The 11,023-nt window shown below is 49.1% G+C and carries 10 protein-coding genes and 1 other RNA gene; 4 read left to right on the forward strand and 7 right to left on the reverse strand.

Going from position 1 to position 11,023, the window contains the following annotated elements; genetic code table 11:
• Window positions 1-19: 19 nt before the first annotated feature.
• From ACO0K8_RS14405 to ACO0K8_RS14415, 3 genes are read left to right on the forward strand one after another with little or no spacing between them, the layout of a single operon-like run.
• Window positions 20-1,027 (forward strand): hypothetical protein, encoded by a 1,008-nt coding sequence (locus ACO0K8_RS14405; RefSeq protein WP_422947356.1) that lies wholly within the window; start codon window positions 20-22, stop codon window positions 1,025-1,027.
• Between the two features lie 48 nt (window positions 1,028-1,075).
• Entirely contained in the window at window positions 1,076-2,086 is a 1,011-nt protein-coding gene (locus tag ACO0K8_RS14410) for a hypothetical protein (protein ID WP_422947357.1), read from the forward strand.
• Window positions 2,087-2,521 carry a hypothetical protein gene (locus ACO0K8_RS14415; protein WP_422947358.1) on the forward strand — a complete coding sequence of 145 codons (435 nt, stop codon included), beginning with the start codon at window positions 2,087-2,089 and terminating at the stop codon, window positions 2,519-2,521. It begins immediately after the preceding gene.
• Between the two features lie 355 nt (window positions 2,522-2,876).
• Here ACO0K8_RS14415 and ACO0K8_RS14420 read toward each other — a convergent pair whose 3' ends face one another.
• Window positions 2,877-3,677: a hypothetical protein gene (locus ACO0K8_RS14420; protein ID WP_422947359.1), complete on the reverse strand. Its 801-nt coding sequence runs from the start codon at window positions 3,675-3,677 to the stop codon at window positions 2,877-2,879.
• Between the two features lie 595 nt (window positions 3,678-4,272).
• On the opposite strand from ACO0K8_RS14420, the gene ACO0K8_RS14425 reads away from it, so the two are divergent.
• Window positions 4,273-5,322 carry a depolymerase gene (locus tag ACO0K8_RS14425; RefSeq protein WP_422947360.1) on the forward strand — a complete coding sequence of 350 codons (1,050 nt, stop codon included), beginning with the start codon at window positions 4,273-4,275 and terminating at the stop codon, window positions 5,320-5,322.
• Between the two features lie 391 nt (window positions 5,323-5,713).
• On the opposite strand, the gene ACO0K8_RS14430 is transcribed toward ACO0K8_RS14425, so the two are convergent.
• The 6 genes from ACO0K8_RS14430 to ompA all read right to left on the reverse strand — a co-directional run bounded on the left by ACO0K8_RS14430 (window position 5,714) and on the right by ompA (window position 11,019).
• Window positions 5,714-6,076 carry an MmcQ/YjbR family DNA-binding protein gene (locus ACO0K8_RS14430; protein ID WP_422947361.1) on the reverse strand — a complete coding sequence of 121 codons (363 nt, stop codon included), beginning with the start codon at window positions 6,074-6,076 and terminating at the stop codon, window positions 5,714-5,716.
• A 193-nt stretch (window positions 6,077-6,269) separates the two neighbouring features.
• Window positions 6,270-7,445 carry an MFS transporter gene (locus ACO0K8_RS14435; RefSeq protein WP_422947362.1) on the reverse strand — a complete coding sequence of 392 codons (1,176 nt, stop codon included), beginning with the start codon at window positions 7,443-7,445 and terminating at the stop codon, window positions 6,270-6,272.
• A gap of 860 nt (window positions 7,446-8,305) precedes the next feature.
• Window positions 8,306-8,666, reverse strand: a transfer-messenger RNA (tmRNA) gene (gene ssrA / locus ACO0K8_RS14440).
• A gap of 47 nt (window positions 8,667-8,713) precedes the next feature.
• On the reverse strand, window positions 8,714-9,397 hold the full coding sequence (locus ACO0K8_RS14445; protein WP_422947363.1) for an HAD-IA family hydrolase: 684 nt from the start codon (window positions 9,395-9,397) through the stop codon (window positions 8,714-8,716).
• Between the two features lie 59 nt (window positions 9,398-9,456).
• A complete protein-coding gene (gene ubiG, locus ACO0K8_RS14450) occupies window positions 9,457-10,161 on the reverse strand; it encodes a bifunctional 2-polyprenyl-6-hydroxyphenol methylase/3-demethylubiquinol 3-O-methyltransferase UbiG (protein WP_422947364.1) in 705 nt (234 codons plus the stop codon).
• Window positions 10,162-10,350: 189 nt separating this feature from the next.
• Window positions 10,351-11,019, reverse strand: coding sequence for an outer membrane protein OmpA (gene ompA, locus ACO0K8_RS14455; RefSeq protein WP_422947365.1), 669 nt, complete (start codon window positions 11,017-11,019; stop codon window positions 10,351-10,353).
• Window positions 11,020-11,023: the final 4 nt, after the last annotated feature.

An 11,023-nucleotide genomic window follows, 5' to 3' on the forward strand; every position in this document is an offset into this window, starting at 1 on the left:
TGAATTAAGGAGTTTGTTAATGACTGCTTCAGTCCTGAATAAACTTGGCAGGGCACAGTTAGATGCGCGTAAACAGTCTTGGGATGACGTGAAACTAAGGCTGGAATATTGCGAGCTTCATACCAAGGCCGAGCTCAAGGTGTTTGAGTCTTATTATTTGCGGGGTACCGAGCCTAAGCAGCATCCCGGTCGCAAAGACCCTATTCCATTGGTGTATAGGCTATGGCTATGTCCAGATCAGAGTATAGAGTCGTGGCGTGCGGTGACCGAGCGGTTATTGGCTGGGCCTGCTGCATGGCGTACCGACATTAATATCGAGCCTATTGATGGTGACAATGGCGAATCATGGAGGGATGAATGTAGAGGGGATAACTGGGGCTGGCAAATACAAAAAAGTATCAGTGAAACTTATCATATTCTTTGGCAGCATGCTGATAGCGATGCCTATGATGGCACCACTCCGGTGTTTGGGTCTAAGTTGATTCCTCCCTTAGGTTTTATGGGCGGGGCTGAGCGAAAATTGATAGAATTTTTGGCTGCAGAAAAAAATTCGGCCAATTACTACGAATATAAAAATGAAGCGCTTTTTGATTTCTCCGGGCATTCCGGATCTAATTCATGGCGATTTTATAGAGATTTTTGTTTTTGGCTTGATGCGCGAAAACCGCACAATCCTTATATGATTACTTATTACATGTATGAGCATTGGTATGCGGCACTGTCCGACGACTATATGCGTAAGCTTGAGGGTAGTGTCGGCGGGGCATTTTATTTAAATTCTTATCTGCAGTTACTGGCAAGGTATCCCGAGCCTGAGGCAGGTTTGGCGTCTTCAGAGCGACATCTTTATGCTCAAAAAATCCGCGCTATGCTAGACCATAGACCTATTCCGTCAGCCTTGAAAGAAGTATGGCTGGCCGCAAAAAACTATCAAGGCCGTATCGATTTAAATGCTTTGGAATTTAAGTATCCGGATCCCGATCATCCTGAATATCAGCCTGAGCATTATTATGTAGGCGAGTTTTAGGTTTAGTTTTTTTGTAAACCTTCCCTTTAAAATTAGAGGCTAATGAGCATGAAACCGGACGCGTTTAAAGATTTTGATACCAGTTATTGGCAGCCGAAAAACAAGGTCTGGATGGCCGAGCGCGAGCAGCAGTGGCGCGAAATTGAAAAACTGCTGTATGGGCAGCATAAGGGTAAAAAAGCCACTGCGATTATCAAGCGCTATTTTTTCAAGGGTACGCTTCCTGATTGGGAAAAGCTCCAGGATTGGGATAACGAGGATGGACATCTTGATTTGATGCTGTTTCTGTATTTGCATCCCTGCCAGGATGAGGAAGTTTTGCGGCCCTTGCGTGATGCTTATATGAGCTCTTATCAAGTCAAGCCGCGCGATATTATGGCTGGCTTGTATAGTCTCACGAGCATTGCTTGCATCACTAGTTGCGGCGGCGGCTTCCGTGTCGCTCATTGTGAGGTGGTTGAGAAAGAAATTCCTCATCTGGCGAGTGAGTTGCGCGCATTGCCGCCTGTAGGCAAAAAGCCACCGTATATTTATTATAAAGAATTGCTGATGCATACCCAGGGTAATAATGAGCGGCTGTTCCGCTTGATGCGCCCAGACCCCAAGCAAGTGAGTTTTCACCTGCCAGGCGAGCAGCATAAAACCCGAATGCCCGCGTATAGTTACGATGATCTTTGGACCTGGAGTCAGTGGCTGACTTTGGAGCTCCCTTTGAATCTTGGTGCGCAGGATATGTTGTTTCAGTACGATCTGCCTTTGGAGACTTGGTACTGTCAATGCGTCTTAGATAGCGTCCCTACATCCTACGCATACCTTCAGTTACTGCTGATCGCCCTGTACCGCATTGCTAATTTTAAGCAGCAGGCTGAAGATGATGAGCGCCGTGCACATTTCTCCCGAAAACTCATCTGCATGTTTAATGAACGGGAATTCACACCGGCTTTTAAGACTATATGGGAGCATGTAAAGACCGGCGGTGTTGAGGTGGAAAGCCCTTGGGAACATGAATATGGTGCGGTGTCGTCGGCATTGCTGGATGCGACACGGAGGGCAGAGTAAATGGGATATCAGGCGCGTAGCGGTGCTTCCTTAATTCGCATCCGTAGCGAACGCTCTTGGTCTCTGCTCGGGGCCTTGGACTATACGCCAGATGAAGACCTGAGCCGCGAGGACAATCTGATTGACTGCCTTATCGATCTCGATTGGGCGTGCGTTGATCGATCCGCTGATGCTTTCGGCTTCAGTCATGATAGGGACGAGGCAATGGACTGGCAGGCGTTCGTGAACATGGCACCATTTCTCGAAGACGGCAGTTTTTTTGAAGAGTGGCCCGATGATTATGTCCAAGATCTTCAAGGGAATAACTGCCCGGGACTGATGCAGGCCCTGGTTGAGGGTGGCGTTTTGCAGTGCCGACTGTATGCGCTGCTCAAAGATAGCGAGGGCCAAAAAATTCGGCAATTGATGCAGGTTCTTGATCCTTCATTGTTTTAAGCCTTGGGCGGGTGAAACCCGCGCTGGCAACCCGTAAGGAGTATCGCGCCGCACGCAATGCTGAACGAGCGATGTCATACCTGATACCCACACCGCGCTAGGCGAGTGCAATGCTGTGGTGGCAGTTTTATTTCAGTCCAGCGTTTAATGAAATTGTGCGGGGGCGCCTATATTCACAGCCTTGTAGGGCGGGTGAAACCCGCGCTGACTGACGTAGATAAGCCCGTTAAAAAGAACTCGTCAGGTGGTATTTTATTTCAACAATTGCAAATTTTCATAAAACGATGCGGGTTTCACCCGCCCTATTAAACGTGTTTAATCAAAATCAAGCTAGCTAGCTTGGGCTGATAAAACTCTAGCTATGAGGGATTTGCAATCGCCTGCGAAGTGCAATCAGTGCAAGACCACTCATCACTAGGAATGCTGTTGCTGGAACCGGAATAACATTTGTATTGTCGATCGCAACCATGATTCCTGCTGCAATATTGTCGGTGTCGCTCACTCCGCGCAAAAACAGCGGAATACCCGCAGCATCGAGGGGCGTCGCAATGATGATCTGGATGATATCGTTGATTACGAAGTTGAACGCAAAGTGATTTGCAGCGTCGTTTGATGTGCCCAAGCTGATTCGTACGTCGGGATGCTCTGGATCTGGAATCGTTTCATATTGAACTGAAGCAACATTTGGACCGACCACCACAAAGTGAGTAATAGGATCTAAAAATTGAAATTCCAGTGAGGTCAAAGTGCCTGGCACCACAAAGCTTGCTAGAAAGCGATTATCAATGGATGGCTGCCCGCCTGAAAGCAAAGAAGCTTCCAAGCTTTTCATCGCATCCTTGAGCGCCTTCTTCAGGTCTGACTGGTCTTTTTTCAATGCCTTGAGTTTTTTTTCCAGATCTGGATTGGGAAGAAGCCCACTGTTCTCAATATCTTCTATGAGTGTTTGAATCGATTTGAGTACCTCCACGGATTTCTCTACCTTGCTTAATAACTTCGTCTCGGCATCGGCCCTGGTTGTCTGGGCGCTAGCGACGCTCAGTGTGCCGAATAGCAGGGCGGAAATCGTGATTGAAAAAACTATTAATCTGATCAGATTCCGAATCAGGGAGTGGAATGCACAAACGAAAATTGAAAAAATGTCATTAGGCTTCATTATTTTTCTCCTTACTGCTGCCTCGGTGATTGCGGTGCAAAATGTTCTCTTGATGGTGCTTGGGATTGGAAGATGGATAGGACGGAAGTGATCCAGACATTTACTTCATTCTGATCGCCGTTTTGATGGGAAGTTTGGCGTGTTTATTGCAGCCACAAACTCCTTAAGACGTGAAGCATAAACGATGCCAAATTAAGAATTTTTAATCTAAGTTTCTGTTTTTAATCAATATTTAATGAGGTGAGCATTAAGGCTGAAATTGCTTGGGATGGCGATTGTAAAATTTATCGACAGATTGCCAATCGGAAATAAGCCGCGATCCTCCCCCCAAAAAAAGCGGATTGTCTTACCTTACTAGCGCGGCCATCTCCTGGTATGACATCAATTGTGCAATACGAATCGAGGCGACTTGCTACTGAAGTAATGCCATTCAAATTTTCGCCAGGAAATTTTTTTATTGCTAATATAAAAATATAAAAAGTGCTTTTAATTTCCCTTTTTATATGAGAATCTTTGCGTGGCAGGGATTGTGCGTTGCATCAATTTTCCCTGTCAGATGAAGCCTGATTCTCGTTACTTTTTCCAGGAGCTTATGATGAAATTGTTTCGTATTGCAATCTTTCTCGCCCTCGCTATTGCTATCACTTCAATGGCGCAAGCCAACGGTAATGTGTCGGCGAACCTGCCAGCCTTCGGCGCTAGCGGCAAGGCTACTTCGGTCTCGGGTTTGTCGTCCGGGGCTTTTATGGCGGTGCAATATCAAGTCGCTTTTTCCAGCTCGGTCGTGGGGGCCGGTGTGGTGGCGGGCGGGCCTTATTATTGCGCGGCGGGCAGTCTGCTCAATGCGGCTGTGTGTATGGGGCTGGTGCCATTTGTACCGCCAAATCCAGCTGGCATGCTGGTGGCAGCGCAGGGCTTTGCTGCTAGCGGTCAGATCGATCCTCTGAGCGATTTGAAAAATGATCGTATCTACGTCTTTAGCGGCACCAAGGATACGGTGGTGTATCAGCAGGCGGTCGATGCGACGGTCGCTTTCTTCAAGGATATTGGTGTGCCTGATGCCAATTTACTGTATGTGAATAACATGCCGTCGGGGCATGCCCTGATTACGCCTGCCTTTGGCAATGCTTGCGATGCCAATGCTGCGCCTTACATCAGTCATTGCAGCGTCAAACACCAGGCCTATGATCAACCCGGTGCCATCTTCACGCATATTTACGGGGCTATGCTGGCCCCGGCTAAAAAGCGCAGCGGTAATCTAATTACTTTCAATCAAAGTGAATTCTCGGATGCGTCTACCGGCATGGCTGCGGATGCCTATGCCTACGTGCCACAAAATTGCAAACAAGGGGAGGCTTGCAAGGTGCATGTAGCTTTCCACGGCTGTTTGCAATCGGCGGCCGTCGTAAAAGATGATTTCTATGGCAAGAGCAGCTATAACGACTGGGCCGATACGAATAGCATCATCGTGCTGTATCCGCAGGTGAACGCGAGCACAATTCCGTATAACCCTAAGGGGTGCTGGGACTGGTTCGGTTATACCGGGCCTAATTATGCATTACAGTCTGGTTCGCAATTGAAGGCGGTGCGCGCCATGGTGCAGCGCCTGACGTCGCCGCCCGCTAAGCCGCTGGCTAGTCAGTAAAATTAGCGGAAGCAATTAATCTGGCCAATTCTTCATCAAGGAAAATGATCTCTGCCCTTATTTCTATCTCTTGATTTCGATCTCCGTATTTCGATCTCCTTAGTACGCTCAGCTTGAGCCGCAGGATTGTCAAAAATACCGGACATCATGCGTGATTTTTTAACGGTAGAAAACACGCGTGGTTTTGCGTGTCGCCCACTCATTTATCAGAGTGGTGGCGCGCTCCACGGGGCAGGCTTTGGAAGATTAGATTTGTCTGCGCCTGAGTAGGTGTTCTTTGATAGCGAGCGTAGCAAGCCTGCAGGAAAGCATAGTTTATGAGCGAGCGCGCCGGGTGAGTTGTTTAGCGTAAAGATGGCGGTTTGCTGCAAAGTTAATTCGCTAGACGCAGTTAAATTACTGCGCCGATTTCGGCCTGCACCCGCTTAGGCAAACTGCTGAGTGCCTTGGCATACGAGCCATTGATCAGTTCCTTCAGATAGGCGGGGTCCATGCTACCCACCTTGACGATGCTAATCCAATGAAAGCGTTGCATGTATCGCGCCGGCTTGATGCCCGCCTGGTCCGTTAATTCGAGAAATCGATCGGGCGTCACGCGCAGGCTGAAGCGCCATTGCTCAGGCGTGCTGGTCTTGAAATAGGCAAATTTTTTGCCTTTGACCGAGTACACCAAAATATTCGAAGGTGGTCCAAATAATTCTTCCTCAACCTGCGGCAAAGCTTGGCAATAGTTTTTTACTTCTTGAAGATTCATGGCTCTCTCAAAAATAGTGTGCGGCTTATTGTCGTGCAGCTAATCAGTATAGCGTGCGTACTTGGTACGGGGGCAACAAGCATCAAGCAAACCGTATTTACGAGTCAAGTACATATAAGCCAGACTCAAATAAGCGCAGCTCGCAAGGTCGATCCGGTTCTTACAGTTGCCGGCATGTCAGCGCGGACCTTGGTTAGCGCCGCCATTTACCCGAACCCGATATGGCTAAAGCCGCTGCCATGATGAGGGCCGCCATTGCGATAAACCACATCAGCGCATCACCCTGCGTGGCCTTCATGATGACGCCGGCCATTAAAGGGCCAGCCACGGCACTGACCGTATACAGCATAGAAAGAACGCTGACATTTTGTGCCATATCGCCAAATGCGGTGGTGGTGCTGGCGATCAGAGCCAGGGTGAGGAAGGCAGTGATGCAGCCGCCGAGCAGAAATACCGTTATCTGCATCGTCAAATAAGTGATCGGTAATGTCATCGTCACCGCCACCAGCAGTGTGCCGATTGCACAGCTGATCGCCGCCGTGCCCAGACTGCTGTGGTCGGTCAGCCACCCCACAGGGTATTGTAAGAGTAAGCCGCCTAAGCCAAACAGGGCGAGTAAATCGGTGATCTGATTTACCGTATAGCCGCGCTCTTGGGCATAAACGGCAAACAGGCCGGAGACCGCCGCTTCAGTCATGCCGCCCAGCAGAGCAATGATCACGCCTTGCTTAAACAGGCGATCACGCGGCTGGCGCAGGAAACTGAGTTTATGTTCGCCGGACGTCTGTACCGAGTTCTGGTGGGTGTTGATCGGAGCCACCTTCGCAAAAGACAGAGGGACTAAGGCCGACAACGTAAACCCCGCGCCTATCCAAAATACCGCCTTACCATGGATGCCGGCATAGGCCGCCAATACCGGTGCGATTATCGGCGCTAAGGCAATCAGGGTTTCATGAAAGCCGACCAGGCGGCCGCGCGCATGGGCCGGTGCAATCAGATACAACCAAGGCTCCAAAGCGATCCAGCGCAAGCCCAGACCAAAGCCCGCCAGTCCTCCGCCTATCAGCCAAAAGGGCCAGCCGACCAGTGCCGTGCACAGCAGTGCGAGCAGGGTCGAGAATAGTCCCGCCAAGATGACTTGTTTATCGCCAAAACGCTTGCATAACCAGGGCGCAAATCCCAGACCCGGCAACTGCCCTAGCCATAAGGAGGCGGCGAACATGCCCAACTGAGTGGCGTCCAAGCCCTGCTCTACCAGCCATACCGGCAGCACCACAAAGGCGATGCCAAATTGACCGACTTGCGCCAGCGTAGAAACCGAATTGAGCGCGACGATGGTGCGCCAGTCAAACTCAGACGGTTTACGCATGGGACAACTCTGCCACTGGCGAAAAGGGTGCGCGGGCAAGTAGGGTGGCGCAGGAGTTAGCGGATAAAGACAGCATATTTTTGTTTATTTTCTAGTCAGTAAGGATGAACTTCTGCTGTGGCGCTATAGTCCGGCAAGCACAAACAAGTCAGGCCACATTATAAGGGCGGCGTGTTGAAATGATGTTGCATTAAAAACAGTGGCGGCCTGAATTCGACGATCATTTTTGAAGGGGAAATCTGTTTTGTATGGGCAGCAATATGCCGCGATTGCGTCTTAGGGATTCCTTAAAAAGTATGTAATACGCAACGCTCTCAGTCAGCGCTTTGAATATACTCCCCAAATTCTTTAAATAAATGCCAGCTTTGCGCATGTAGTTATTGCGCAATGAAAATATACTGGATAGGAGTATGTTAATTGTAGGGGAGCGTGCGAAAAAATTCGGATTGGTATCGTCGAGGACAGGAATATTTGAGAGCGCACTTGCCGTGGTCAAAAACGTGATGGTCTTTGTGTCTGCCGCACATGTCGTTTCCAACAGCGTGTCGGTGATTCAGTCAAATTTTAAGACGTCAACGCAAAAGCCACTGACGAATCAGTGGCTTAGCGTAATACTGGTGGAGATGGTGGAATCGCGTTGTTGCGCAGGCAAGCGCAACCGCGTTCTCAGGCTCGCGGCTGAATACCCCTGCCCACCACTTCGCAGCAAGTATGCTGCTCAGATTCGTGAAGCAAAGAGCTGCACATGTGTGTTGTTCTTCGTTCGCACTTACCCTCGCCGACGCGGGTTCGATTCCTGCCGTCGCAGTAAAAAACAAAAGGCCACCCGATGAAACTGGGTGACCTTTTGTTTTCGATATTGGTGGAGACGGCGGGAATCGAACCCGCGTCCAGAAGCACTCTACAGACAGTTCTACATACTTAGTGCTGTTATTTAATTTAACCCTTACGACGCGAACGCACACGCTGCGCAAAGACGAGTTACCTATTTTTTAATCTTGAGCCAAGTAACCCGACCTAAGACGATTCCCTATGAATGACTCTACTACTGTTGCCAGCCCGCCCTAGGGAAGAGACGGTGTAGAGTTAGCAAGCGATTAAGCTGCTAATGCGTACGAGTTATCGTTTGCAGTTATATATTTCTGATTGTATTTACGAGGTAGTCAGGCCTCGGTATGCCCTGCGCTGCTTTGCAACCCCTGTCGAAGCCAGGTCGTCCCCAAAGGTTGTTCAGTATACTCCAATAAATGGGGTGCTGTCCGCTAGTTTCAAGGGCGGACGATGGCTAAATGTATAGCTCTGACCAGCTCTAACAATTCTAAAGGGGCGTCAAGAATGGCATCGGCTTTCCAGTGGGTCGGTTCAATTGCTCCACAATAACCCCAGGCGGCTGCGATCGTAGTCATGCCAGCGGCTTGACCGGCTTGGATGTCGCGTAAGTCGTCGCCTATGTACCAGCATTGCGATGCCGGTATATCCAGTCGGCGTGCGGCTTCTAGCAAGGGTTCTGGATGTGGTTTTGCATGGGGGGTGGTGTCGCCAGAAATGACGCATGCCGATTTTTCTAATTTTAATAATGGGATCAATGGCGTGGTAAATCTGCTAGCCTTATTGGTCACTATGCCCCACGGAATCCCCAGGTGCTCCAGGCCATTAAGTAAGGTCGCTACATGCTCAAACAGCTGGCTGTGTACTGCAATTGAGACTTCGTAATTGTTTAGAAATTCAATGCGCAATGCTTCGTAGTCTGCATGCTCGGGAGTGATGTCGAAGCCCGCTCCGATTAAGCCACGTGCGCCAGCAGACGCGTGCGGACGCAAACTCAGGTATGGAGATGCAGTTAATCCGCGCCTGGTTTGCATCAGATTTACTGCAGCAGCCAGATCTGGGGCGGTATCGGCAAGAGTGCCGTCAAGATCGAATAATATTGCTAATGGAGCGGGTAAATTCATGGTGTCGAAAAAAGTACGCGTCACGAAAACTGACAATCATGACGTGTAGAGTTAATTGATTACACAGGGCGGGTGCAGGCTACCAGATAATTGACGCTGGTGTCTTGATTGAGCGAATAGATTTGGCTCAAAGGGTTATAGCTCATCCCTTTAATCGCATCAACTTGCAAATTCGCGTTGCGGATCGCTTGTGAGAGCTCTGCGGGGGTGATGAATTTGGCGTAGTCATGAGTGCCCTTCGGTAGCATCTGCAATAGGTATTCTGCGCCAATTATTGCGTACAAGTAAGATTTTGCGTTGCGATTGAGGGTGGAGAAAAACACGTGGCCACCCGGTCTGACAAGTTTGGCACATGCACGGATAATCGACGCTGGATCGGGAACGTGCTCTAGCATCTCCATGCAAGTAACTACATCGTACTGCCCGGCCTCTCGCTCGGCCATGTCTTCGGCGGCGATCTTCTCATAGCGTACGCAGATGCCCGATTCTAGTCCGTGTAGGTCCGCAACTGTGAGTGCCTTATCAGACAAGTCTATGCCGGTTACTTTAGCCCCTTTTTTTGCCATTGATTCAGCCAGGATGCCGCCGCCGCAGCCTATGTCTATGACATTTTTTCCGCTTAGCGAGATGCAATTGTTGATCCACTCAAGGCGCAAGGGATTAATTTCATGCAAGGGGCGAAATTCGGAGCTTGGATCCCACCAGCGATGAGCGAGGTCGCTGAATTTTTTTATTTCTGCAGGATCGGCGTTAATGGTTGTCATATATGTGGGTAGCGTAAGGCTTGTGAGTGCAATAGATCGCTATTTTATGCCACTTTTACAAATTTGCTGTTTGAATTCGCTATATGGAATGCGTAGAGACAGTGTTGCAATGGTCATGCGATGTTTTCTTGGGCAATAAAAAACCCCGCCGTAGCGGGGTTTCGCTTAAATACGCCTAGGCGTATTTAATTATTTTGCTACTGCACGTGTACCAACAACTTCGATTTCTACGCGACGGTTTTTAGTGCGGCCATCTGCAGTTTTGTTGTCAGCAACAGGTTGTTTTTTGCCTTTGCCTTCAGTGTATACACGGCTAGCTTCAATACCGCCGTTGCTTACTAAGTACGCTTTTACAGCTTCAGCACGCTTGATAGATAATTTTTGGTTGTAAGCATCAGAGCCAACAGAGTCAGTATGACCAACAGCGATCACAACTTCAAGGTTGATACCTTTCAGTTTAGAAGCCATATCATCCAATTTTGATTTCGCTTCTGGTTTCAGAACCGCTTTGTCGAAGTCAAAGAACGCATCAGCTGCGAACGTTACTTTTTCAGATGTAGGAGCAACTGGAACAACTTTAGCTGGAGCAACTGGAGCAACAACTGGAGCAACAACTGCAGCTACAGGAGCAACTTTCTCAACGACACCATCGCAACCTACAACTGCATCTGAATCAGCAGGTGTCCAATAGCCAGTTCTCCAGCACAGACCGAAAGGATCGCGAGCGATAACACCACGAGCATCTTGAACATAAGCGCTGTGTGGAGTTCTTGCTTTGATATCAGTGATTGTTTGTGCGGATGCGGAAAAAGCGGCGACTGCGGACGCTGCAATAACGAGTTTGACTAAAATTTTCATATTT

The sequence above is a fragment of the Undibacterium sp. Ren11W genome, assembly GCF_049340485.1.
In the GTDB taxonomy this organism is placed as follows: Bacteria; Pseudomonadota; Gammaproteobacteria; order Burkholderiales; family Burkholderiaceae_D; genus Undibacterium.

Bases quoted from the DNA above. Each gene is read 5' to 3' on its own strand.
- ompA (WP_422947365.1), bottom strand. From the start codon at position 11,019: ATGAAAATTTTAGTCAAACTCGTTATTGCAGCGTCCGCAGTCGCCGCT.
- ACO0K8_RS14405 (WP_422947356.1), top strand. From the start codon at position 20: ATGACTGCTTCAGTCCTGAATAAACTTGGCAGGGCACAGTTAGATGCG.
- ACO0K8_RS14415 (WP_422947358.1), top strand. From the start codon at position 2,087: ATGGGATATCAGGCGCGTAGCGGTGCTTCCTTAATTCGCATCCGTAGC.
- ACO0K8_RS14425 (WP_422947360.1), top strand. From the start codon at position 4,273: ATGAAATTGTTTCGTATTGCAATCTTTCTCGCCCTCGCTATTGCTATC.
- ACO0K8_RS14435 (WP_422947362.1), bottom strand. From the start codon at position 7,445: ATGCGTAAACCGTCTGAGTTTGACTGGCGCACCATCGTCGCGCTCAAT.
- ACO0K8_RS14430 (WP_422947361.1), bottom strand. From the start codon at position 6,076: ATGAATCTTCAAGAAGTAAAAAACTATTGCCAAGCTTTGCCGCAGGTT.
- ACO0K8_RS14420 (WP_422947359.1), bottom strand. From the start codon at position 3,677: ATGAAGCCTAATGACATTTTTTCAATTTTCGTTTGTGCATTCCACTCC.
- ACO0K8_RS14445 (WP_422947363.1), bottom strand. From the start codon at position 9,397: ATGAATTTACCCGCTCCATTAGCAATATTATTCGATCTTGACGGCACT.
- ubiG (WP_422947364.1), bottom strand. From the start codon at position 10,161: ATGACAACCATTAACGCCGATCCTGCAGAAATAAAAAAATTCAGCGAC.
- ACO0K8_RS14410 (WP_422947357.1), top strand. From the start codon at position 1,076: ATGAAACCGGACGCGTTTAAAGATTTTGATACCAGTTATTGGCAGCCG.